20 protein-coding genes are annotated in these 23711 nt (G+C 40.6%); 11 read left to right on the forward strand and 9 right to left on the reverse strand.

Features of this window, described 5'->3' with window-relative positions; translation table 11 throughout:
- Positions 1–25: 25 nt before the first annotated feature.
- Positions 26–856, reverse strand: coding sequence for a 5-dehydro-4-deoxy-D-glucuronate isomerase (gene kduI / locus LBYS_RS08190; RefSeq protein ID WP_013408399.1), 831 nt, complete (start codon positions 854–856; stop codon positions 26–28).
- 12 nt (positions 857–868) lie between these two features.
- Positions 869–1630, reverse strand: a complete 762-nt coding sequence (locus tag LBYS_RS08195; protein WP_013408400.1) for an SDR family NAD(P)-dependent oxidoreductase — start codon at positions 1628–1630, stop codon at positions 869–871.
- 261 nt (positions 1631–1891) lie between these two features.
- On the opposite strand from LBYS_RS08195, the gene LBYS_RS08200 reads away from it, so the two are divergent.
- The 5 genes from LBYS_RS08200 (at position 1892) to LBYS_RS08220 (ending at position 10288) form a co-directional block, all read left to right on the forward strand.
- Positions 1892–2884 (forward strand): LacI family DNA-binding transcriptional regulator, encoded by a 993-nt coding sequence (locus tag LBYS_RS08200; protein ID WP_013408402.1) that lies wholly within the window; start codon positions 1892–1894, stop codon positions 2882–2884.
- A 102-nt stretch (positions 2885–2986) separates the two neighbouring features.
- Positions 2987–4357: a tryptophanase gene (locus LBYS_RS08205; protein WP_013408403.1), complete on the forward strand. Its 1371-nt coding sequence runs from the start codon at positions 2987–2989 to the stop codon at positions 4355–4357.
- 66 nt (positions 4358–4423) lie between these two features.
- Positions 4424–6232 carry a helix-turn-helix domain-containing protein gene (locus LBYS_RS08210; protein ID WP_148225793.1) on the forward strand — a complete coding sequence of 603 codons (1809 nt, stop codon included), beginning with the start codon at positions 4424–4426 and terminating at the stop codon, positions 6230–6232.
- 68 nt (positions 6233–6300) lie between these two features.
- On the forward strand, positions 6301–9021 hold the full coding sequence (locus tag LBYS_RS08215) for a M16 family metallopeptidase (protein ID WP_013408405.1): 2721 nt from the start codon (positions 6301–6303) through the stop codon (positions 9019–9021).
- A gap of 61 nt (positions 9022–9082) precedes the next feature.
- Entirely contained in the window at positions 9083–10288 is a 1206-nt protein-coding gene (locus LBYS_RS08220; RefSeq protein WP_013408406.1) for an NAD(P)/FAD-dependent oxidoreductase, read from the forward strand.
- 33 nt (positions 10289–10321) lie between these two features.
- Here LBYS_RS08220 and LBYS_RS08225 read toward each other — a convergent pair whose 3' ends face one another.
- Both LBYS_RS08225 and LBYS_RS08230 read right to left on the reverse strand, forming a co-directional pair.
- Positions 10322–11980: a glutamine--tRNA ligase/YqeY domain fusion protein gene (locus LBYS_RS08225; RefSeq protein WP_013408407.1), complete on the reverse strand. Its 1659-nt coding sequence runs from the start codon at positions 11978–11980 to the stop codon at positions 10322–10324.
- A gap of 59 nt (positions 11981–12039) precedes the next feature.
- Complete coding sequence (locus tag LBYS_RS08230) at positions 12040–12810, reverse strand: enoyl-CoA hydratase/isomerase family protein (RefSeq protein WP_013408408.1); 771 nt, start codon at positions 12808–12810, stop codon at positions 12040–12042.
- A 980-nt stretch (positions 12811–13790) separates the two neighbouring features.
- On the opposite strand from LBYS_RS08230, the gene rsgA reads away from it, so the two are divergent.
- From rsgA to uvrB, 4 genes are read left to right on the forward strand one after another with little or no spacing between them, the layout of a single operon-like run.
- Complete coding sequence (rsgA, locus tag LBYS_RS08235) at positions 13791–14705, forward strand: ribosome small subunit-dependent GTPase A (RefSeq protein ID WP_013408410.1); 915 nt, start codon at positions 13791–13793, stop codon at positions 14703–14705.
- Positions 14706–14747: 42 nt separating this feature from the next.
- Positions 14748–15062, forward strand: coding sequence for a MerR family transcriptional regulator (locus LBYS_RS08240; protein ID WP_013408411.1), 315 nt, complete (start codon positions 14748–14750; stop codon positions 15060–15062).
- A complete protein-coding gene (gene dprA, locus LBYS_RS08245) occupies positions 15043–16122 on the forward strand; it encodes a DNA-processing protein DprA (protein WP_013408412.1) in 1080 nt (359 codons plus the stop codon). Before LBYS_RS08240 ends, dprA begins: the two co-directional genes overlap by 20 nt.
- Positions 16123–16180: 58 nt before the next feature.
- Positions 16181–18205, forward strand: a complete 2025-nt coding sequence (uvrB, locus tag LBYS_RS08250; protein WP_013408413.1) for an excinuclease ABC subunit UvrB — start codon at positions 16181–16183, stop codon at positions 18203–18205.
- On the opposite strand, the gene LBYS_RS08255 is transcribed toward uvrB, so the two are convergent.
- Positions 18202–18654 carry a DUF4920 domain-containing protein gene (locus LBYS_RS08255; protein ID WP_013408414.1) on the reverse strand — a complete coding sequence of 151 codons (453 nt, stop codon included), beginning with the start codon at positions 18652–18654 and terminating at the stop codon, positions 18202–18204. The two genes, uvrB and LBYS_RS08255, sit on opposite strands and share 4 nt — an antisense overlap.
- Positions 18655–19089: 435 nt before the next feature.
- Here LBYS_RS08255 and LBYS_RS19640 point away from each other — a divergent pair, with 435 nt between their 5' ends.
- Together LBYS_RS19640 and LBYS_RS08265 are read left to right on the forward strand one after the other, a co-directional pair.
- Positions 19090–19203 (forward strand): hypothetical protein, encoded by a 114-nt coding sequence (locus tag LBYS_RS19640; protein ID WP_229310478.1) that lies wholly within the window; start codon positions 19090–19092, stop codon positions 19201–19203.
- Between the two features lie 279 nt (positions 19204–19482).
- The gene (locus LBYS_RS08265; protein ID WP_041823530.1) at positions 19483–19926 is read left to right on the forward strand and encodes a hypothetical protein; all 444 of its coding nucleotides are present in this window, start codon (positions 19483–19485) and stop codon (positions 19924–19926) included.
- On the opposite strand, the gene LBYS_RS08270 is transcribed toward LBYS_RS08265, so the two are convergent.
- Genes LBYS_RS08270 through lpxD form a run of 4 tightly spaced genes read right to left on the reverse strand, consistent with a single transcriptional unit; the run spans position 19909 to position 23705 of the window.
- Complete coding sequence (locus LBYS_RS08270) at positions 19909–20520, reverse strand: ABC transporter ATP-binding protein (RefSeq protein ID WP_013408416.1); 612 nt, start codon at positions 20518–20520, stop codon at positions 19909–19911. The genes LBYS_RS08265 and LBYS_RS08270 overlap by 18 nt on opposite strands.
- Positions 20517–21314 (reverse strand): acyl-ACP--UDP-N-acetylglucosamine O-acyltransferase, encoded by a 798-nt coding sequence (lpxA, locus tag LBYS_RS08275; protein ID WP_013408417.1) that lies wholly within the window; start codon positions 21312–21314, stop codon positions 20517–20519. Before lpxA ends, LBYS_RS08270 begins: the two co-directional genes overlap by 4 nt.
- A gap of 13 nt (positions 21315–21327) precedes the next feature.
- Positions 21328–22716, reverse strand: coding sequence for a bifunctional UDP-3-O-[3-hydroxymyristoyl] N-acetylglucosamine deacetylase/3-hydroxyacyl-ACP dehydratase (locus LBYS_RS08280; protein ID WP_013408418.1), 1389 nt, complete (start codon positions 22714–22716; stop codon positions 21328–21330).
- Between the two features lie 8 nt (positions 22717–22724).
- Positions 22725–23705 carry a UDP-3-O-(3-hydroxymyristoyl)glucosamine N-acyltransferase gene (gene lpxD, locus LBYS_RS08285; RefSeq protein ID WP_013408419.1) on the reverse strand — a complete coding sequence of 327 codons (981 nt, stop codon included), beginning with the start codon at positions 23703–23705 and terminating at the stop codon, positions 22725–22727.
- Between the last annotated feature and the right edge of the window lie 6 nt (positions 23706–23711).

Raw genomic sequence — 23711 nt, forward strand, 5'->3', positions numbered from 1 at the left:
GCCGACTGCCGCTGAGTAAGTATGATTAACGTAGTAGATTAAGATCTACAAAGTCCATATCCGTGTAGTCTTTATTTTCTCCACCCATTCCCCAAATGAAGGAATAACTGGCAGAACCTGCTCCAGAGTGGATGGACCAAGGCGGAGAGATTATGGCCTGATGGTTTCTCACCCACATGTGACGAGTTTCATCCGGTTTACCCATAAAATGCATCACCCCGTGCGCAGGATCCACATCAAAATAAAGATAGATTTCTGCTCTTCTGTCATGTACGTGAGGAGGCATAGTGTTCCAGATGCTACCATTGTGCAAAATAGTCAAGCCCATCACTAATTGACAGGAATCTATTCCGTCTGCATGAATGTACTTATATACCGTTCTGTGATTTGAAGTCTCAGGTGCTCCAATGGTCATAGGAAACGCCTGCTCCTTAGTATACAGAGTGGTGGGGTAACTCGCGTGTGCAGGAGCAGAAAGGATATAAAACAGAGCCGGATTTCCTGCATCTTCTGAATGAAATACTACCTCCTTCACTCCTTTTCCAATGTATAAGCAGGACAATTTATCCAAATCAAATCTTTGCCCATCTGCTAGGATATAACCTTTGCCTCCAACATTAATGGCACCCAGCTCTCTGCGTTCCAAAAAGTACTCACTTTTCAGCGCATCATAAGTTCCTAATGTAAGGCTGTTGTTTACAGGTTTTGCCCCTCCCACAATCAAACGTTCATAGTGAGAATACACTACCTGAATTTTGTCTTCCACAAATACCTGTTCCACCAGGAAGTTCTCCCTTAGTTCAGAGGTATTCATTCTCTCCACTTCCCGTGGACTACTTTCATATCTTATTTCCATTATAACAAAATTTTATCTTCCCATCCAGCCACCATCTACGGTTAAAATGGTGCCTTGTACATAATCTGAAGCTTTTGAACACAAGAACACAGCAGGGCCTACAAAGTCAGCCGGCTCTCCCCATCTCCCCGCAGGAATACGATCCAAAATAGACTTGCTTCTAACCGGATCATTTCTCAAAGCTTCTGTATTGTCTGTTGCTATGTATCCCGGTGCTATACCGTTTACATTCACGCCCCTAGTGGCCCACTCATTAGCAAAACCCTTGATCAAAGAACCTATGGCTCCTTTACTCGCTGCATAGCCAGGTACATTGATCCCTCCTTGGAAGGTAAGTAATGAGGCCGTAAATACAATCTTTCCACTTCCTCTTTCTACCATTCCTTTGCCTATCTCACGCGTTAAGATAAACTGAGCGTTTAGGTTGATATTAATGACTTTATCCCAATATTCATCGGAATGCTCCACCGCAGGGGCTCTCAGTATGGTGCCGGCATTATTGATCAATATATCAATGACCGGATGGTCTGCTTTCACTTTCTCTATAAAAGCATACAAAGCGGCCCTGTCATTGAAATCAGCACGATATGGATAAAACTTCCTGCCTAATGCCTCTATGGCTTGCTGAACTTCTGAACCACTTTCAGGCATATTGCCAGAGACACCTATCACATCTGCCCCTGCAGCAGCCAATCCTTCCGCCATAGCTTTGCCAATACCTCTATTACATCCGGTCACTAAAGCTAACTTACCACTTAGATCAAAAATCTCCATTTTGCATTATTTTAATATATAAAAATTCCCAGTTGGATGAAATCTACACCTCAAATGTATGTAAGGATATAGCTTAATGTAGAAGGAAGCAAACTAAGGCAACTAAAATTTTATGCAAACGTTCCCGAAAGATTTTAATTCCCAAGTGCCTATAAAGAATTCCCATCGTACTGTTGTAAATCTAGCTCAAAAAAACGATATTTACCCTTTGCATCCACACCCCCTTAACCAGAAGGAAAATTGTACTTAAACTAGAAAATCGTGGGATCTATTACCATAAAAGATATTGCTAAGGCCTTGAATATTTCCATCTCTACCGTGTCACGGGCATTGAGAGATAGTTATGATATCAATGCCCAAACCAAACAGATGGTGGTAGAATATGCGGAGAAAATGAATTATCGTCCGAACCCCATAGCCCTTAGTCTAAAGGAGAATAAGAGCAGATCTTTGGGGGTGATCGTACCGGAAATAGCTAATACCTTCTTCTCCCAAGCCATTAACGGCATTGAAGAAGTAGCCTATGAAAGAGGATACCATGTGGTCATCTTCCAAAGCCACGAATCACAAGAAAGAGAGATTTCTAATATTCAACACCTTTTCGCCAGAAAAGTAGACGGATTACTTATTTCCCTTTCAGGTTCGAATAAAGATATTTCCCACCTGGACGAATACAGAAAGAATAATTTCCCTATTGTGTATTTCGACCGCGTACCTGAGACTCCTGATGCGCATAAGGTAGTGGTAGATAACTTTGAAGGCGCATTCAAAGCCACAGAATACCTGATTCAAAAAGGTAAAAAGGACATTGCTCTCATTATCAGTCCACCTACCCTTTCCATAACACAAGAAAGAACAGCGGGTTATAAGAGCGCTTTAGAGAAATACAATATACCGGTGAGGGAAGAGTTGATCAGGCATTGTTCTTTCCAAAAGGATGAAGCCGAACAGGCCATCAAAGCCCTTCTAGAAGAGCAAGAACCGGATGCTTTTTTTATGGGAAGTGACAGACTAGCACTCAATTGTTATGAAGCCTTCAAAAAGTGGAGCAACAGAAGAGATATCCCTCTGGTAGGATTCACGAATTTAGGCATTGCCCACCTTTTGGAACCTCATTTGAACACCATAGTCCAACCTGCCCTTGACATAGGGAGAAAATCTGCAGAGATCCTTTTGGATGTCATTGAAAATAAAAGACGAGGCAAAGGCTTCGAAAAAGTAACCTTAGGAACAGAATTAAACTTCAGATCATGAGTTACGAGATGTGGTTATTGTTCATCAAGATCAAGGACAAAGGAGGAAGAAAGTAAGCCACTTTCAACACCTTTTTGTTTCACTTAATCACTAGTTTATTTTATGGCAACGATCATAGAGCCCTTCCGCATTAAGTCGGTAGAGCCACTGCATTTTACTACCCCTTCAGAAAGAAAAGAAATTCTTCAAAAAGCGAAGAATAACCTGTTTTTAGTTGAGTCTGATCATGTACTCATCGATCTCCTAACGGATAGCGGCACCTCTGCTATGAGTGCCCGCCAATGGGCCGGAATGATGGTAGGTGATGAATCTTATGCCGGTTCTCCCAGCTTTTATCGCTTTAGAAATACGGTCCAAAAGATCACAGGCTTCACCCATATCATTCCTACTCACCAAGGTAGAGCCGCTGAAAAGATTCTCTTTACGCTGTATGGAGGTAAAGGTAAACACTTCGTATCAAACACCTTCTTTGATACTACCAGAGGAAATATTGAATACTCAGGAGCGGAAGCATGGGACTTCTTAACAGAAGAGGGTAAACAACCTCACCTCAAAGCAGATTTTAAAGGTAACCTGGACATTCCGGCATTAGAAAAGTTCATAGCTGAAAAAGGCGCAGAAAACATCCCCATGTGCGTCATGACCATTACTAATAACTCAGGAGGTGGTCAGCCCGTGTCCTTACAAAACATGAAGGAAACTGCAGCTTTGTGTAAAAAGCATGGCATACTGTTCTTCATTGACGCATGCAGATTTGCTGAAAATGCCTATTTCATCAAATTAAGGGAGAAAGGACAAGAAAACCGTAGCGTAGCGGAAATAGCCCGTGAGATCTTCTCTTTAGCAGATGGATGCACCATGAGCGCTAAGAAAGATGCTCTGGTAAACATAGGAGGATTCTTAGCTATGAACGATGACGAAATAGCCAGAGAAGCAAAAAACCTACTCATCATTACCGAAGGATTTCCCACTTACGGAGGCTTAGCCGGAAGAGATTTAGAAGCTATGGCTCAAGGTTTAGAAGAGGTTCTGGATGAAGAATACCTGAAATACCGTCTGAGAAGTATAGAATACATGGGAGAGAAACTAGAAAAAGTGGGTGTTCCTATGATCCAACCTACGGGTGGCCACGCCTTGTATCTGGATGCCAAAGCCTTCCTACCGCATATTCCTCCACATGAGTTTCCTGGAGTAGCTCTAGCTAACGCCTTGTACCTGGAGGGAGGAATTCGAGGTGTAGAGATAGGTAGTTTGATGTTCGGAAAATACAATGAACAGGGCCAACCTATTGCCCCTCCTATGGAATTGGTGAGATTAGCTATCCCGCGCAGAGTTTATACCCAAAGCCATATAGACTACGTTTGTGAGATCATTTTGGAGGTATTTGCTAAGAGAAATACCTATAAAGGATATAAAATCGGCTACGAAGCCCCCTTGCTTCGTCACTTCACCGCTGAATTGGAAGCATTGTAATCAGGGAGGAGTCTAACTCCTCCCCAAAGAAAATTTGTATATTTGAGGCAGTTCAACTTGTTCTCATTGAAAAAACTTCTATTTTTCCTATTCGCCTTTTCATCTTTACAGGCCCAAGTACGGCTGGAAGTATCTATAGATACCATACTCCTGCCGGATCAACCCCTTTATATTGCCAGTTCTGCAAACGAATGGAATCCCAAAGACCCTCAATGGAAACTCAGAAAGATAGGCAGCAGGACGTATACTATTGATGTAGAGAACATAGACTTTGAATATAAAATCACTCAAGGCAACTGGAACATCGTAGAAGGCACAGCTGATGGAAAGAAAATTCCAAACCGCCTTTTTTCAGAAACTCCCACTATAGATGGGGTGAAGAAGATAGAGGTCAAAGGATGGGAACACCGACCTGAATTTGAAATCACCATCACCAAAATACCTGATAATACTCCCCCGGATGCAGCCATATACATCTCAGGTAATTTCAATAACTGGGAAGTGAAAGATGAACTTTTTAGGATGAAGAAACAGTATGACGGTAGTTATAAGATCAACATCTTCTCCCGTCAAAATGAGTTGCAATTTAAGTTTCATCGTGGCAACTGGAATTCTGCAGAGGGCTGGAAAAGTGGGAAAGCCCGCCCAAATAGAATTGTTAAATCAGACGGACAAAACGTTCAGAATGTTTCTGTGGAGATTGAAAGTTGGGAAGATTTAGCTTCTACCTTTAATTTCTTTTCTCTCATTGACCTGATTCTACTTTTTGCCGCTTTCCAGGGATTCCTACTGATGATAGTCATCCCTACTATGCAGGACTTTAATAAAGAAGCTAATCGCCTCCTCGTAATCCTACTGGGACTAGCGTCTTTCTTCATCTTCTGTAAAGTAGTAGCCTATTATAGAGATGTGGCTAACTGGTTCCCGAAATTGATCCTCTTACCTAACTTCGCCTTATTCACCTACGCACCTTTATTTTTCTTCTATATCCAAAAACTGTTATTTAAGAAGACCTTTACCAGAGATCAAGCATGGCCTCACTTCTTGCTCCCCATTATGCAATTTTTGGTCTATACGCCCTATCTTTTTATGGAAGGAAAACGCTTCCAACATAAGATAGTGAACAATGAGGAAGACCTGAAATGGGTGTTTGCTAGTACTTTCTTCATAGCCATTTTCAGCAATCTCTACTATTATTTCAAAAGTAAAAAAAGCATTAGGAAGTATTCCGAATCCTATATACATGAAACGGCTTACCATCAAAATATCAACTATCTATCTACGGTACTTGTACTGTTTTTGATATGCATTCTGGCAGGCATCTTCATTGGATTATTGTTCATTTATGACCTATTCTTTGTCGATATCACTTCCCTATTGGAGAATAGCATCAATCTGGTGTGGATAGCCTTCTCTTTGATAGGTTTTGTACTGGGATACTATGCCATACACCAACCGGAAATCTTCAAGATCATTGAAACTGAACAAGAAAAACCGGAAGTTTCCAAAGCAAAACCCGCCATTTCCGAAAATGACCTGAGCACGTTTAAACAAAAAATGGAAGAAGTGATGTTGAAGGAAAAGCCTTTCTTGAATCCAAATCTCACCCTAAATGACCTGGCTACATTGATCAAAACTCCATCCCATAATGTCTCAAAGGTGATCAGAGAAGGGTACCAAAAGAACTTCTTTGACTTTATCAACTGGTACAGAATTGAGGAGTTTAAGAACTATGTAAACCTACCTAAGTACCAAAACTATACACTTCTTGGAATTGCCTTCGAGGTGGGATTTAATTCTAAGACTGCCTTTAACCGAGCTTTCAAAAAAATGACCGGACAAACCCCAAGTGAATACTATCAATCCCGAAAATAGAATTTTCACCTAATTATCTGCAATTCAATTTTTTATATTAAGTTTAGGAAATTAAATACCAACACCTTATGAAAAAAGCTCTCTTTACTATCTTCCTATCTCTAGGAATGATGATTTCCTATGCGCAAAAAGCCCCTGAGTATGTAGGCAGCGTAGAAGGAATCAAGGAATACAAATTAGACAACGGATTAAAGATTTTGCTCATTCAAGATCCATCACAAAGTAATGTAGTAGTGAACATTACTTACCACGTGGGCTCGCGTCATGAAGGGTACGGAGAAAAAGGCATGGCACATTTACTTGAACACATGCTATTTAAGAGTACCAAAAACCTGGGTGATATCAAGAAAATGCTCTCCGATAAAGGCGGTAGAGCAAACGGCACCACCTGGTATGACCGAACCAATTATTATGAAATCTTCCCTTCTTCAGATGAAAACCTGAAATGGAGCATTGAAATGGAGGCAGATAGAATGATCAACGCCACCATTCTGCAAGAAGACCTAGACAAAGAATTCTCCGTAGTGCGAAACGAATTCGAAATAGGGGAAAATAATCCTGACGGTGTGCTTATGGAAAGAGTACTTTCCTCGGCTTATTTATGGCATAATTACGGGAATAGCACTATCGGCTCCAAGGAAGACATTGAAAGAGTCAAAGCAGATCGTCTGAGATTATTTTACGAAAAGTACTATCAACCAGATAATGCCACATTGATTATTGGAGGGAAATTTGACGAGAAGAAGGCACTAGAATACATTAGCACCTACTTTGGAAGCATTCCTCGTCCAACACGTAAACTAGATAAAACCTATACCGTTGAACCGGCACAGGATGGAGAAAGATTCGTAGAACTAAGAAGAGCCGGTGATGTACAGATCTTAGCGGCGGCGTATCATACCGCGGCATTTGCAGATAAAGATTTTGCGGCCATTGATGCCTTAAATGAAATACTTACAGCTGACCCTTCAGGAACCTTATATAAAGCACTAGTTGATGGAGGAAAAGCCACAAGCGTTTACGGTTGGAATCCAAATCTACGAGATCCTGGCTTTTTATTCCTTTCTGTAACGGTTCCAAAAGACAAGAATCTAGAAGAAGCAAGATCCATTTTCATTTCAGAATTGAATAAGATTCCGTCCTTAAAATTTACCCAACAAGATTTAGATCGAGCAAAAACGAAAATCATTAAAAACTTTGAAAACCTCAAAAACAATACCCTTGGTCTAAGCATTAACTTAACAGAAATAATAGGTGCAGGTGACTATCGTCTACTTTTTCTTTATAGGGATGCTGTGGAAAACCTTACTTTAGATGATATAAAAAGGGTAGCTACCAAATATTTCCTACCATCAAATAGAACCGTGGGAACATTTATACCCGAAAAAGAAGCAGTAAGAGTTAAACCTACAGAGATCTCTGACGAGAAAATTGTAGAGCTTACTCAGAATTATAAAGGCAAAGCAGAAGAAGAGGAAATCGCAGAATTTGAAACCAGCATTTCCAATATCAAGAAAAACCTCTATACCAAAAATCTACCTTTTGGCATGAAACTAGGGGTTTTGAATAAGCCTGTCAAAGGTAAAAAGGTGATAGCCAACTTCCGATTCCCCGCTGGAAATCTGGAATCCTTACAAGGAAAAAATGAAATTTCCACTGTATTGAGCCAACTTTTACTTGCAGGTACCGCTTCCAAATCCAAAGAGCAAATCAAGGATCAGTTAGACCAGTTAAGGGCCTCTGTAAGTATGTACACCTCGGGCCAATTTTTAGTAGTATCTGTTAATACCTATGAAAACACCTTTGAGGCTACTATGCAACTGGTCAATGAACTCCTAACCCAATCTACATTCCCTGAAGCGGAATTCAAAAAGGCAGTTCAAGAGATTAAAACAGGGATAGAAGCGAGTAGAAATGATCCTCAAAGCATAGCCATGGGGCAAATAGGTAGATATACCAACAAATACCCAAAAGGTCATCCCTTCTATACCTCTACACCTGACGAACAAATCGAGGCTTTGAATAAAGTTACTTTGGCACAAGTAAAAGAGCTATTTAAAATATGGGGTTCCAACTATGGTTTTGGCTCAGTGGTTAGCGCAATTCCAGCAGATAAGGTAGAGGCCATAGTGAATAAAACCTTCGGTAAATGGACCACAAATGTCAAATATTCTAAAATCTATCCAGAATATTTCCCCACTAAAGCCAAGGTACAAGAAGTCATCACTCCGGACAAAGAAAATGGTGTATTGGTTGGCCAGTTGAATTATCAAATGGACAGAAAATCATCTGAGTATCCCGCATTTGTAATGGCGGATGCAATGTTAGGAAGTGGAGGGTTTATGGGCGATAGAATTTCTCAACGCTTGCGTGAAAAGGAAGGAATCAGCTACGGGGCTGGATCCTTTAATTCAGTCCCTTATGATCATAAAGTTGCGTCCTGGGGTAGTTATGCTTTCTTTAACCCGAAATTCAAGGACAAAGTAATAGCAGCACTTACAGAAGAAATCACTAAAGCTCAGTCTTCAGGCTTTACGCAAGAAGAATTAGACGCGAATAAAACCAGCTGGCTTTCCGCCAGAAAAACAAATTTAGGCCAAGATGGCTATCTGTCTTCCACCCTAATTAATAATCTCCTGTACCTCGGTATTCCTTTAGAAGATTATGACGAATTAGAAGGAAAGGTCAAGGCTTTAACGCTAGACGAAGTTAACGCGGTAGCTAAGAAGTATTTTTCCATGGACAAATTAGTTTTTCTGATTGCCGGGGACTTCAATAAAAAAGATTAAAGACTAAGCCACCTACGGGTGGTTTTTTCTTTATTTTCGTATATAACAAACTAATAACCACATGAAACTCACCTCCAACGAGCCTTTTTGGCTGGTAAAAAATGGTATCATAAATTCCTATCCCTCCTTAAATGATAACTTAGAAACGGATATCCTCATTGTAGGATCCGGCATAACCGGCAGTCTTATAGCCCATCAAAGCATCAAAGACGGATATAAAACCGTGCTGGTAGACAAAAGAGAAATAGCGAACGGAAGCTCATCAGCTACCACTTCCATGCTTCAATATGAAGTGGACACTCCTCTCTGGGAATTGATTGAAATGATTGGAGAAGAAGGCGCAGTAGGAAGTTACCAGGCCTGTTATGATTCCATAGACATTCTAGAAAAACTAGTAAAAAACATCAAATCAGATTGTGGGTTCAAAAAGAAGGATTCCCTACTCTTTGCTAAATACAAAAAAAATGTAGCTGATCTGAAAAAAGAGCACCATACCCGACTAAAACACGGCTTCAAAGGGGATTGGCTAGAAGCAGAAGAGATAGAAAAACGCTTTGACTTGAAAGGTAGCCATGGAGGTATACTCACTTTTCAGGGAGGAAGCATTGATGCTTTTAAGTTGGCCCATGACCTCTTGGAATACAATGCGAAAAAAGGTCTAAAGGTGTATGATAAAACGGAAATTACAGAGGTCACGTATGGCAAAAAGCAAGTAAGGGCCACTACGGAATATGGAAACACCATCCAAGCTAAAAAAATTATTTACTGCAATGGCTTTGAAAGTACCTCCATTATCCCTGAAAAGTTTGTAAATCTACTAAGTAGCTACGCCATAGTTAGTGAGCCTTTTATTGATAAACCCTCCAAAATAAAGGATACCCTGATTTGGGATACGGGAGATCCTTATATCTACATGAGAACCACAGATGATAATAGGATATTGATTGGAGGAGAAGATGATGAGTTCCAAAGTGCTAAGAGAAGAGACGCTTCTATCCGGAAGAAAAAAGCCCGTCTGGAAAAGATCTTTGAAAAGATGTATCCGGATGTAGAGTTCCGAACGGATTTTGCTTGGGCCGGAACCTTTGGAGAAACCAAAGATGGTCTACCTTATATAGGAGAACATCCCAATTTTCCCGGAGCTTACTTCGTCCTAGGTATGGGTGGGAACGGGATTACCTTCTCCGTTATAGGAATGGAGATGTTTTCCTTATTTATGCAAGGTGAAAAACATCCATTGAGCCAATACTGGAAGTTCAGGAGATAAAAAAAAGAGGGCTAATAGGCCCTCTTTCTATTTTTAAGCAGGTTTCCAACTGTCTTTTAAGCCTACCGTCTTATTAAATATCAATTTTTCACCACTGTCCGGATCTAAAACAAAATATCCGTTACGGATAAACTGATATTTGTCCTCTAATGTGGCCTTCTTCAGACTTGGCTCTACTAGAGCTTTCACCACTTGAAGTGAGTTTTCATTGATAAAATCTTTGAAATCCCCTTCTTCAGCGGCAGGGTTCTCTACCTTGAAGAGACGGTCATACAAACGAACCTCCGCTTCTGCAGCTTCTTGAGCATTCACCCAGTGGATCACTCCCTTCACTTTTAGTCCACTTACATCTTCCCCACTCTTAGAGTTTTCAATGTATGAACATCTCAGCTCTGTAATCTTTCCTTCAGCATCTTTCACTACCTCATCACACTGAATGATAAAGGCACCTTTTAACCTCACCATACCACCTGGCTTAAGACGGAAATATTTTGCTGGTGGCTCCTCCATAAAATCTGAAGCTTCTATAAAGATCTCTTTACCAAAATTGACTTCACGGTGTCCCGATTCAGGATCTTCAGGATTATTTTCCAGTTTACAAACTTCCACTTTTCCTTCAGGCCAGTTGGTTATTACCACTTTCAGTGGCTCAAACACGGCCATTACCCTAGTCGAAATCCGGTTTAGGTCTTCTCTTACAAAGAACTCCAATAGACTTACATCTATCAGGTTATCTCGTTTTTGGATTCCTATACGTTCAGCGAAATCACGAATGGCCTTTGGCGTATATCCTCTTCTACGCATACCGGAGATGGTAGGCATACGAGGATCATCCCAGGAACTTACAAATTTCTCATTGACTAACTGCAATAATTTACGTTTACTCATCACCGTATAGGTCATGTTTAAACGCGCGAATTCGTATTGTTTAGAAGGGAAGATTCCTAACTTTTCTATGAACCAATCATAAAGTTCACGGTGAGCTACAAATTCCAAAGTACAGATGGAATGGGTGATCTCCTCTATAGAATCACTTTGGCCGTGGGCAAAGTCATACATGGGATAAACCTTCCATTTATCACCTGTTCTATGATGGTGCGCAAATTTAATCCTATACATAATAGGGTCACGCATCAACATATTTGAGGAATTCAAATCGATTTTAGCCCTTAACACTCTGCTACCCTCAGGATATTTCCCTGCAGCCATACCTTCGAAGAGCTCTAGGTTTTCTTCTACAGATCTATCTCTGTAAGGACTAGGTTTCCCAGGAACCGTTGGGGTTCCTTTTAGAGCAGCCATCTCTTCAGAGGTACTATCATCTACGTAAGCATAGCCGTCCTTAATCAACTTTATGGCATAAGCATAAAGCTGGTCAAAATAGTCAGAAGCATAGTACTCATTAACCCAGTCAAACCCTAGCCACTTCACGTCATTCTTGATAGAATCTACGTACTCCGTGTCCTCCGTCACAGGATTTGTATCATCAAACCTAAGGTTTGTTCCACCGCCGTAACGTTTGGCTAATCCAAAGTTTAAACATATGGATTTGGCATGCCCTATATGCAAATAACCATTGGGTTCAGGAGGGAAACGTGTTAAAATGCGTCCTCCATGACGGTTATTTTTTAAATCATTTTCAACTATTTCTTCAATAAAATTGAGACTCCTTTCCTTGCCTTCCTCTGACATACTATCGCTTACTTTTTTGCAAATTTATGATTTTAGATAGCAAAAATCTTAATAAAAACTTATTTTCCCTGGAACACCGGAGGTCTTTTCTCCAAAAAGGCCCTCACACCCTCCGCAAAGTCATGAGTATAACCACATATGGTCTGGGCTTCAGCCTCCAGATTGAGTACCTCTTCCAGGTTCTTATTAAAGGAATGATTTAAGACTTGTTTCATCATGCCTATGCTCCGAGTAGCGGAATGGGCATATTGATTAGCCAATTTCTCCACTTTCTCTTTATAATCCTTTCCAAAGTCTAGAATCAATCCCACTTCTTTTGCTTCCCTCATACTCACCTGCCTACCTGTACTGCACCATTCAAAGGTTCTCTGTGTGCCAATAATTCTAGGTAAGAAATACATTGATCCGGCATCCGGCAATAGGCCAATACCCACAAAAAGTTCAGTGAAATAGGCCTCCTCTTCTGCTATGATCACATCACATGCTAATGCCAAAGACATCCCTGCACCTGCCGCCAATCCATTCAGCGAACAGATAATAGGTTTTTGCAATCCGCGCATGGCAAGGATCAATGGAGTATACACTTGTTTAAGTATCTTCCCTAAATCTCTGTCTCCAATGCCCTCTTTTAAGTCCGCACCACTGGAAAAGGACTTCCCCTCCCCTCCGCTGAGTATAACTACACGAACTTCCTCATCTTCTGCGCAGGCATCTATGGCCCTTTTCAATTCTTGCAGAAGTTCTCTACTTAAGGCATTGTAGGTTTCTGGTCTGTTTAAAGTAATATAGGCTTTGGCGCCTTGCTTTTCAAATAAGATGGTATTGTACATTCTTAAGGTGTTGATGAGTAAAAATACTTAAAATCAAGGTATTTCCAAGGAAAAACTTATTACCCTTTAAAGAGAACTGTATTACCTGAAGATTTACTTACCCGAAGGAGAAGATCTTTACGAAATTTTAAGGATCTCTTGGCATCAAGAAAAGATTCAATGGATAGAAAAAACTAAACCTAAAAAGGGAAGGTTACTTAGTTTAGAATGGAAACCTACGCCTACTAGGCCGTAAAATACCACCTAAACTACTGAATACCCCACTATTGCAGATCCAGGTAAGAACAAGTTCTCCATCTACCTTATATCTCCTGCCTTTTGACCAAAACGTCTCTCAAGAATTATAGTTTCCCTTCCGATAAAAAGCCTGTAGTGGCTCTAAGGATTAGTTCCAAAAGTCTAATTAGAATTCAACAACAGTAGAAAAAAATGGAAATCATCTTAGAATTCGAAGGCTTGTAAGGAATGACGAAAAAACCGTAAGAATACACAGTTTACTAGACGCACATTCTCAACTAATATCCCTTTCCTTTAAATAAAAAAAAGGAGACCAATAGGCCTCCTTAACAATGCTGTGGTGATGGATTAATACTTATAAACGGCTTTCCCCGGATAAAAACCTGGTTTTACTTTTTTAGCACCTATGGTATAAACTACTACTCCAACTGCCAAAGCAGCTATTCCAAACAATACTCCCTTTTTCATAATAGTAAGCCTTTAATGTTCTTCTGCTAATTTAAATTCTTCGTCCTGATTTACAAGCACTTTGCGCCTTAAAATTACCTTAAAATTTAGTGTTCGGTTGTAAATATAAATATTTTCATCAAAATAGGATTATTAAAGGAATATTTTTTGTCTTTTTACTATAATACCTCTACATTAATTAACACATCCAAGCTTTAAGAAAATTTTAAGTTTTTAAGTACTTGGCAAGACAAATAATTAATACGCAAAAAATAGACTAGCTTTGTACTGTGAAAATGTTAGAAGGTATAGTTTTCCGTTCCACGGGCAGTTGGTACGAAGTAAAAGACTTGGTACAGGGAAGAATGCATTCCTGTAGATTAAAGGGTAAATTCAAAATCAAGAACCTGAAAGTTACCAATCCCATCGCTGTAGGAGATAAGGTTCTTTTTGACCCTGAAGAAGCCAGAATTGAAGATATTCTACCGCGTGAAAACTACGTTATCAGGCAGAGTGTGCATAAATCTGCACATGCTCACCTCTTGGCAGCTAATGTGGATCAATTGGTCTTAATAGCCACTCTAAAGAGCCCCAGAACTTCTTTAGGTTTCATTGACAGATTTCTGGTAACGGCAGAAACCTTCAGAATCCCTGCCATTCTGGTCTTTAACAAGATAGACCTCTATAATACTGAAGAGCTGGAATACCTCGAACAGGTGGGGGAAATGTATACCGACTTAGGATATGGTTTTGCCACAACTTCAGCACTAGAAGGAAAAGGTATAGAGGAACTAAGAGAGACACTAAAAGGCAAGACCACTCTCATTTCAGGACATTCAGGAGTGGGAAAATCTACCCTTATGAATACCCTGCTTCCGGAGTTAGAACTGGCTACCTCTGAAATCTCAGATTTTTCTGACAAAGGCGTGCATACTACTACATTCGCTGAAATGTTTGAACCGGAAGAAGGGACCAGAATCATTGACAGTCCAGGAATTAAAGAACTTGGATTGATTGATATAGAAAAGGAGGAATTAGCCCACTACTTCCCGGAATTCAGACGCTTGATGGGACAATGTAAATTTCACAACTGCCTCCACATCAACGAACCTAAATGTGCCGTCAAACAAGGAGTAGAAGATGGGGAACTTTATATCAGCAGATATAATTCCTATCTTAGCATGTTTGAAAACGACGACAATAGAAGATAATAGCTTTAGCTGAAAAATATTTTCAAGTACTGCATTATAAAAATGAAATTATTTTACTCAACCGATGAAGTTTGCACCCATTTGGGTATTCCCAGGACCACTTTGGAGTACTACCTTTTGGAGTTCAAAATAAACATCAAAAAGGCAGGAAGAAGCAGAAAATTCAGCCATAAGGACATAGAAAAGCTTCAAAAAATAGTAGACCTTATCCAGAAACAAGGTCACACCATAGAAGGTACAAAAGAAAAATTAAAACAAAAAGCCAAGTCCCAGGCAGACATCGAAGAGATCGTAGACCGCCTTCAAGAGATCAGAAAATCCCTTGTAATTTTAAGGGATGGAATCGAAACCAACTGATATACTGTACAAAATTGCCCTTAGTAGGCTGGAGGGCATAGGAGGTGTATTGTTCAAAATTCTGATAACTCGCCTGGGTTCTGCTCAGGAGGTCTTTCAAACCCCTTTATCGAAACTCTCAAAAATACCGGGAATAGGACCGCAGTTATCCCAAAGTCTAAGACAAAAGACAGATGCCCTGCTAGAAGCAGAAAAGATCTTGAAATACTGCAACAAAAACAGGATCACGGTATTGGAACCTTCGGAGTACCCCTTATTGCTAAAACAAATCTATGATGCTCCTCCACTTCTGTATACCAAAGGACTAGGTTCTCTACAGGAGCATAAAACCCTAGCGGTGGTGGGTACTAGGAAAGCTTCCGCATATGGGAAAAGCATCTTAAATGAACTTATCGAAAATTTGACAGATGTGCAGATCATCAGTGGGCTTGCCTATGGAATAGATATTGCAGCTCATAAGGCCGCATTACAACATCAAAAAAGTACCGTGGCCGTGCTAGCGAATGGCCTCCATACCGTCTACCCTTCCGTCCATAAAAAAGTAGCTGATCAAATACAAGAAAATGGCCTTTTGGTTTCTGAACAGCCCCCATTTCTACCTTTACATCCTAATCAATTCATAGCCAGAAATAGAATAATTGCAGGATTAGCACAGGCAGTTTTGATCGTTGAGTCCAAACATAAAGGTGGATCCATGGTCACCGCTGAAATGGCCAATCACTACAATAGAGAAGTATTTGCTGTCCCGGGGGACCTGCATAAACCCTTGTCTGAAGGTCCTTTGCAACTGATCCATGATCACAAAGCACAGATCTACCTCCATCCTAAGCAACTGAGTGAAATCATGCTTTGGACTCAAGAAGTAGCCCCTCGCCCTAAATGGGAGAACGAAAGTGAAAGATCTTTGATAGAAATTATAGCAAATTACCGGGAAATAGGGATAGATGAACTATCTTGGAGAACAGAAATACCTTTGAATCAATTAGCTTCGCATCTTTTAGAGCTGGAATTCAAAGGGGTGGTCAAACAACTACCTGGAAAGAAGTTTAGTCTAGCATAGGATCTTGAACTTCAAGTACTCCATTATTTGTTATATTATATAGGCCAATACTAATCGAATGAGCTATAAACTTACGTCCGCATTTCAACCTACAGGTGACCAGCCCCAAGCCATAGAACAACTCGTAGCCTCCGTCCAATCCGGTGAAAAAGCTACCGTACTTTTAGGTGTTACAGGTAGTGGAAAGACGTTCACTATAGCTAATGTCATTCAACGCTTGGATATGCCTGTGCTGATCCTCAGCCATAACAAGACACTCGCGGCTCAGCTTTATGGAGAATTCAAACAATTTTTTCCCGAAAATGCCGTAGAGTACTTTATTTCTTATTACGATTATTACCAACCTGAAGCCTATATAGCCACCACAAACACCTACATAGAGAAAGATCTGATGATCAATCAGGAGATTGACAAACTTCGACTCTCTACCGTATCCTCCCTCATGTCTGGAAGAAAGGATGTAATAGTAGTGGCCTCCGTGTCTTGCATCTATGGTGCAGGTAACCCAAATGAATTCAAACAAAGTATAGTTAAAGTAGGCGTGGGAGATACCATCAGTAGAAACCGCCTCCTATATGATTTAGTGGCCATACTATATTCCAGAACAGAAGCTGAATTCAATAGAGGAACCTTCCGCGTCAAAGGAGACACCGTAGACATCTACCCCGGATATGCTGACTTCGCCATTAGAATCATCTTCTGGGGAGACGAGGTGGAAGAGATACAAACCATAGACCCCCATTCTGGAAAGAAAATCAAGTCGGAAACGAAGATTTCTATTTTCCCTGCTAACCTTTTCGTGACGGGGAAAGATGCACTGCAAACTTCCATCCGTCAGATTCAGGATGACCTGGTTACCCAAATCAAATATTTTGAATCTGAAGGCCGACAAATAGAAGCCGAACGCATTCAAGAAAGGACAGAATTTGATCTGGAAATGATGAGGGAATTAGGATACTGTAATGGTATTGAAAACTATTCCCGTTACTTTGACCGAAGAATGCCGGGAGAAAGACCCTTCTGTCTTTTGGATTACTTTCAAGATGATTTTCTATTGGTAGTAGACGAAAGCCATGTGAGTATACCTCAAATAGGTGCCATGTACGGTGGCGATAGATCCCGTAAAACCTCTCTGGTAGAGTACGGTTTCCGTTTGCCATCTGCTTTGGATAACCGACCACTGACCTTCCAGGAGTTTGAACAACTCACCCCTCAAACCATCTACGTGAGTGCTACACCTGCAAATTATGAGCTGAACAAGGCCGGTGGGGTTGTAGTAGAACAAATCATTCGTCCTACGGGGCTCTTAGACCCTGAAATAGAGGTACGTCCGAGTCTAAATCAGATAGATGACCTATTAGAGGAAATCAACGATAGAATCAAGAAAGAGGAAAGAACCCTGGTCACTACCTTAACCAAAAGAATGGCGGAGGAGCTAAGCAGATACTTGGAGAGAATTGGTATAAAGGTAGCTTACATACATTCAGAGATCAAAACCATGGACCGAGTAGAGATCTTAAGAGAGCTTCGTCTAGGCACCATAGACGTTCTCGTAGGGGTTAACCTTCTCAGAGAGGGATTAGACCTTCCAGAGGTCTCTTTAGTGGCCATAATGGACGCTGATAAGGAAGGATTCCTTAGAGATAACAGGTCTTTGATTCAGACCATTGGTAGGGCGGCCAGAAATTCAAACGGGAAAGTAATCATGTATGCCGATAAGATCACAGGATCCATGCAGCAGGCCATAGATGAAACCCAAAGGCGTAGAGCCATTCAGATGGAGTACAACAAAGCTCACGGTATCACGCCTAAGACCATTTTGAAAAGCAAAGAAGCCATTATGGAACAAACTTCCATTGCTGACTTTAAAGCTGTACCAAAAAGTTACTATGTTGAACCGGATAAAGCGAATATAGCTGCTGACCCTGTAGTAGCCTATATGAATAAGGAGCAATTAGAGAAATTAATGCAGGAGGCCAAATCAAACATGGAAAAGGCCGCCAGCGAATTGAATTTCTTGCAGGCGGCCCGTTACAGAGACGAAATGCTCCAGTTGCAGGAGCGGCTTTCAAATCTGGCTTAGTTCTTTTGTACAAGTACACCTTCAGCTAAGAAGGTAACATCTACTTTGTCTTCTGTGATCTTTTCGATCTCTTCCTTTGATTTCTTAGCGTCTTCAGCATAATGGCGTTGTTCAGCTACGCTTAGGGTTTTCAATGTAGGAACTCCTTCAAAGATCACCTTTTTACCAGCGATATCCTTTGGAACAAAGAAATCATAGTCTTTAAATTTCACCATCATGGTTGATCCGTCTGTCTTCTTGATGGTCATCCAACATCCCTTCATCTGACAAACAGACTCCACCTCTCCTTCTATTTTCACTTTCCCACCAGAGAACTCTTTCTTGTTCTCTAATACAGAAATGGGTTGAGCACCTTTAGCACTTATCTTCTTCCCAAAGGAATCATACTTCTGTCCAAAACTTAGTACAGAAACTAACATAAATGCTACAGCAAAAAGTAATTTCTTCATCGGTATTTAAAGTTATATTTTTACAAAAATACTAGTTATTAGGGGATTTAAAAGTGACAATCGTCATACTTATACGAAAAACATAATTGCCCTCGTATATTAATTAACTCTAACCTTATAAAAATGGACAGAAATGAATTTTTACAAATCTTGGGATGGATGCCTCTCTTATCCACTTGCCGCAAAAGTGATGATCCGGTAGCTAACGGGAGGGAAACCGGAACATTAAACGGTAGCTAACCGGAAAACTGTAGAATTACACCTTCTGAAACCATAGGCCCATACCCCAATAAAAATCCTGAAGGGGTGGTTTTTACTGATATCAGGGGCGACAGAGAAGGGGTACTGATGTATATTGAACTAAGCATCAAGAATTTTAAAAACTAGTGTAGTCCGCTAGAAGGAGCTTGGGTTGATGTATGGCAATGTGATGCACTGGGCAATTATTCCCAATACGGATCATTTACTAGTGTACACTGGCTCAGAGGTAGACAAAAAACAAATGCAGAAGGAAAGGTGCGTTTCACCAGCATCTTCCCAGGCTGGTAGAGCTCCACACATTCACGTACACGTGTATTCAGGAGCGGGAAAGTCAATCCTAGTCACTCAAATTGCATTCCCCAAATCCTTATGTGACGAGATCTATACCACTAAATCCCCTTATTCCCAAAAAGGCAAACAGGATACCACTAACGAAGGAGACAATGTTTTTGCAGATGGCTTTGCAGATGAGATGGGCACATTTGCGGGGAATGTCAACGAGGGTATTACATTAAATCATAACACAGTAGTTTCAGTATAGTGAAAATTTATACCCGAGAAATGAGAATGGAGGGAATAACCCCTCCATTTGATATGGAGATTCTAGAAAGAAGAATAGAGGACAACTTTAAACCTGCCCCAGGTTGCTTTGTTCTCCCGCTTTCAGGCATGTGGAAATCTCCAAAATTAGGATATTTCAGTATTGGAGAATCGCTATTGGAAGGCGAAGAAAAATGGGGTCTGGTATTGAATTTAACTTCTTCCTCCCTTCCCCAAGGAATATACTCCATAGAAAACCCATGTCCTGGCATTCACTTTGAAAAGTATAAAGGTAGAGAAACACGTTCCAATTTATTTCAAACAGCCATCTGCCTGTATGTACTTGCAGGAGATTTCGATATTTCAGACCGAAATGTTTGTTGGGGAGACTTCCTATTCGTTCGAAAAAAGCAGGAGTTACAAGTGGAATGCTTGTCGGAAATAGGCCTAATACTATACCTTAAAATCTAGAATACTCAGAGTATCTTGACAAAAAGTATACTCTTTGGGTTCATTAGAGGAGATCAAAACGATCTTATGGGGAAGTAATTTTTGAACCTCTTCCATATACCATTCATATCCCTTATGATCGATATTTGCGGTAGGTTCATCAAGAATGAGCACTTCATTCTCAGAAAAAAAAGCAAAGCCCAATTTCAGCTTCTGCTTCATTCCGGAGGAGAAATCCCGAATAAACTTATTGGAATGCTTTTCAAGGTTTAATTTCTCTAGAAAATCAAGAGTAGACATTCCGGAGATCAGTGGACGGAATTTTTGATGAAAATCTACACTTTCTTTCAAGGTAAATTCTTCAATCAGTTCTAAATAAGGTGCTGAAATACCTAAGTATTTGTGCCAAACATCTTCCGGAAGATCATCGTATTCAATTTTCCCCTCATTTAGGGGAATTACACCGGAAATGGCTTTTACGAGAGTACTTTTTCCTGCACCGTTAGGGCCGGTAATGGCCACCGGTTTCCCAACGGTGAAGGTATAACTAAGGTCACGAAAGATCCATTCTTTCGAATACTTCTTTCCTGCCTTATGCAAAGTCAATTGCTTCAAGAGATTTCCACGTTTTTAGACACACCGCTTCGGATAATTCCTCTTTCAGAATTACGTATGAAGTTGATGATTTCATCTCTTTCAGGAGTAGCCGGCATTTCCAGCTCCACTTTATCTAATGCTTCGGAATTATTTAATTTCGAAAGGTAGATGATCCGATATATTTCCTGAATAGAGGCGATAGTATCTGTAGTATAACCTCTTCTTCTAAGACCGATAGAGTTTATACCAGCGTAAGATAAAGGTTCTCTGGCAGCCTTTACAAAAGAAGGAACATCCTTACGGATCAATGAGCCTCCTGACACCATCACATGTGATCCAATGTTCACAAACTGATGTATAGCAGAAGTTCCACCTATGATGGAATAATCTCCAATCTTAACGTGACCAGCTATCTGCACAGAGTTTGCTATAACTACATTATTCCCGATCACACAGTCATGAGCTACGTGCACGTAAGCCATGATGAGGCAGTTAGAACCCACTACCGTCTTTAAGCGATCAGAAGTACCTCTGTTTATGGTGGCACACTCTCTAATCACTGTATTGTCACCGATTTCCACCGTAGTGTACTCTCCGGCAAATTTTAAATCTTGAGGCTCAGCAGCAATCACTGCGCCCGGATATATTTTACAATTCTTCCCAATTCTGGCACCAGGAAAAATAGTGACGTTAGAACCAATCCAGGTTCCCTCACCTATTTCTACATCAGAATGAATAGTAGTGAAAGGTTCAATTACTACATTCTTTGCAATCTTTGCATTCGCATGAACAAACGCCAATGGCTGATTCATATGGTAAACTTTTTCATTTCTTGACTAAACGTGCGGTCATGGCTACAGAGCACACCAAATTCTTTCCTACCCATGCTTCTCCTGTCATCTTGGCTACGCCCATACGAATAGGCGAAGAAAGGGTACAACGTATTACTAACGTATCTCCAGGAACTACATTCTTGTAGAACCTGCAATTTTCTATTCCGACCAAATAAGGCCAGTAGCTTTCCGGCTCACCTGTGGTAGTTAAAACTAACACACCACCCGTCTGAGCTATAGCTTCCACTTGTAGAACACCCGGCATCACCGGATTTTCAGGAAAATGCCCCGTAAACTGAGGTTCGTTCATGGTCACATTTTTCACCCCCACAACAGTAGTTCCATCCAAAGATACGATTTTGTCTACTAATTGAAACGGATATCTATGTGGTAATAAGCGAGCTATGTCTTGAACCGTAAACACCGGTGCTACATTTGGGTCAAAATTTGGTGCAGAATTCTCACTGGCATCAATCTGCTTTTTAATCAATTTTGCCAACTCTACATTCGAATGATGACCAGGTCTAGCCGCTAAAATATGAGCTTTTAAAGGCCTCCCCACTAAAGCTAAATCTCCCATCATGTCCAGCAACTTATGCCTTGCCGGTTCATTAGGAAACTTCAAAGTCTCAGCATTCAGTATACCAGCTTTCGTCTGTGCAGGCTCTAAAGGACGACCTAATACCTCAGAAAGATTTGTAATGGTGTCAGCAGATAAATCCTCCTCTGCAATCACTATCGCATTATCTAGATCTCCCCCTTTGATCAAACCATTTTTATAAAGCATTTCAATATCGTGCACAAACACAAATGTGCGACAACGACTGATCTGCTCTTTATATAATTTTAATTCGTGCAACTGCGCATGCTGACTGTGAACTACCTTAGAATTAAAGTCCACCATAACAGTGAGGCGATAATCATTCAATGGTAAGGCCGCCAGTTCAATGTTTTTATCTAAATTCTTATAATGAATTGCTTCTGAAACCTCGTAGAAATTACGAATGGCATTCTGTTCCGCAGGAACTGCTTCCAAAATAGCATCCACAAATGGAGCCGAACTTCCATCTAAAATGGGAATCTCCGGACCTTCTACTTCAATAAGAATATTGTCAATTTCACACCCTACTAAAGCAGAAAGAACATGTTCAACCGTTCCAACTCTTCCTCCGTCTTTTTCCAAAACCGTACTTCTACTGGTATCTACTACGTAATCCACCAGAGCCGGAATAAGTGGCTTGTTCTCTAAATCCACTCTTTGGAACACGATTCCCGCATTTATGGCAGCAGGCTTAAGTGTGATTTTTGTAAACTCACCCGTGTGTAAACCCTTACCCGATAAAGTTACAGACTGGGTTATGGTATGTTGTTTTTGATTCATGCTGTGCATTATTTCATTTTGCTTAGGTTAATCATCAACCTAAGGTATTGTTTCAATGGCAATAAAGGATGGCCGGAATATGCTCCTGGTTCTTCAATACTCTTGGCTACTCCACTCTTCGCACCTATTTTAGTGCCATCTGCTATCTTAATATGACCTACGAATCCTACCTGACCCGCAATCATACAGTTCCTTCCTATTTTAGTGGACCCCGAAACCCCGGTCTGAGAAGCGATTACGGTATTTTCACCAATCTCTACGTTATGACCAATCTGCACCAAATTGTCCAACTTTACACCTTTTCCTATCCTGGTGGAACCCATAGTAGCGCGGTCAATGGTAGTGTTAGCCCCAATGCTCACATTATCACCCAAAACTACATTTCCTAACTGAGGAATATCCTGAAAAACCCCATTCTCATCTGGGGCAAATCCAAATCCTTCAGAACCTATTACCACCCCGGGATGTAGAACACAATTTTCACCTATTACACAGTCATCCATAACTTTGGCTCCAGGATGAATAATAGTGCCGGCACCAATCTTAACTCTTAGTCCAATATATGCACCTGCACCTATATTCACTTCAGAACCAATAACCGAGTGATCCCCGATATATGCTAAGGCATCTACGAATACTTCTTCCCCTAATTCAGCAGAATCCGAAATGATAGATTTAGGATGTATACCTACTTTCTTTACCTTCAGCATTTGCTGATAAGCAGCCATAAGCTTACTCACAGACAAATAAGGATCCTTAACACGTATAAGACTGGATTTTATAGCGCTTTTAGGAATAAACTCCTTCGATACGATCACGGCACTGGACTCCGTAGTATATATGTAAGGTTCGTATTTTATATTAGCCAAAAAAGAAATACTTCCTGGCTTCCCCTCCTCAATCTTGGCAAAATTATCGATCAAAACTTCACCATCACCTTCTACTTCACCTTCGAGAATTTTAGCAATCTGCTCAACAGAAAACTTCATTTAATA

Origin of the sequence: Leadbetterella byssophila DSM 17132 (assembly GCF_000166395.1) — a bacterium.
Taxonomy (GTDB): Bacteria; Bacteroidota; Bacteroidia; order Cytophagales; family Spirosomataceae; genus Leadbetterella; species Leadbetterella byssophila.

Excerpts from the sequence above, each read along its gene's own strand:
- kduI (WP_013408399.1), bottom strand. The coding sequence starts at position 856 with ATGGAAATAAGATATGAAAGTAGTCCACGGGAAGTGGAGAGAATGAAT.
- lpxD (WP_013408419.1), bottom strand. The coding sequence starts at position 23,705 with ATGAAGTTTTCTGTTGAGCAGATTGCTAAAATTCTCGAAGGTGAAGTA.
- LBYS_RS08240 (WP_013408411.1), top strand. The coding sequence starts at position 14,748 with ATGAAATTATTTTACTCAACCGATGAAGTTTGCACCCATTTGGGTATT.
- LBYS_RS08255 (WP_013408414.1), bottom strand. The coding sequence starts at position 18,654 with ATGAAGAAATTACTTTTTGCTGTAGCATTTATGTTAGTTTCTGTACTA.
- LBYS_RS08195 (WP_013408400.1), bottom strand. The coding sequence starts at position 1,630 with ATGGAGATTTTTGATCTAAGTGGTAAGTTAGCTTTAGTGACCGGATGT.
- LBYS_RS08205 (WP_013408403.1), top strand. The coding sequence starts at position 2,987 with ATGGCAACGATCATAGAGCCCTTCCGCATTAAGTCGGTAGAGCCACTG.
- LBYS_RS08265 (WP_041823530.1), top strand. The coding sequence starts at position 19,483 with ATGGAGGGAATAACCCCTCCATTTGATATGGAGATTCTAGAAAGAAGA.
- LBYS_RS08220 (WP_013408406.1), top strand. The coding sequence starts at position 9,083 with ATGAAACTCACCTCCAACGAGCCTTTTTGGCTGGTAAAAAATGGTATC.
- rsgA (WP_013408410.1), top strand. The coding sequence starts at position 13,791 with ATGTTAGAAGGTATAGTTTTCCGTTCCACGGGCAGTTGGTACGAAGTA.
- uvrB (WP_013408413.1), top strand. The coding sequence starts at position 16,181 with ATGAGCTATAAACTTACGTCCGCATTTCAACCTACAGGTGACCAGCCC.
- LBYS_RS08225 (WP_013408407.1), bottom strand. The coding sequence starts at position 11,980 with ATGTCAGAGGAAGGCAAGGAAAGGAGTCTCAATTTTATTGAAGAAATA.
- LBYS_RS08230 (WP_013408408.1), bottom strand. The coding sequence starts at position 12,810 with ATGTACAATACCATCTTATTTGAAAAGCAAGGCGCCAAAGCCTATATT.
- lpxA (WP_013408417.1), bottom strand. The coding sequence starts at position 21,314 with ATGAATCAGCCATTGGCGTTTGTTCATGCGAATGCAAAGATTGCAAAG.
- LBYS_RS08280 (WP_013408418.1), bottom strand. The coding sequence starts at position 22,716 with ATGAATCAAAAACAACATACCATAACCCAGTCTGTAACTTTATCGGGT.
- LBYS_RS08215 (WP_013408405.1), top strand. The coding sequence starts at position 6,301 with ATGAAAAAAGCTCTCTTTACTATCTTCCTATCTCTAGGAATGATGATT.
- dprA (WP_013408412.1), top strand. The coding sequence starts at position 15,043 with ATGGAATCGAAACCAACTGATATACTGTACAAAATTGCCCTTAGTAGG.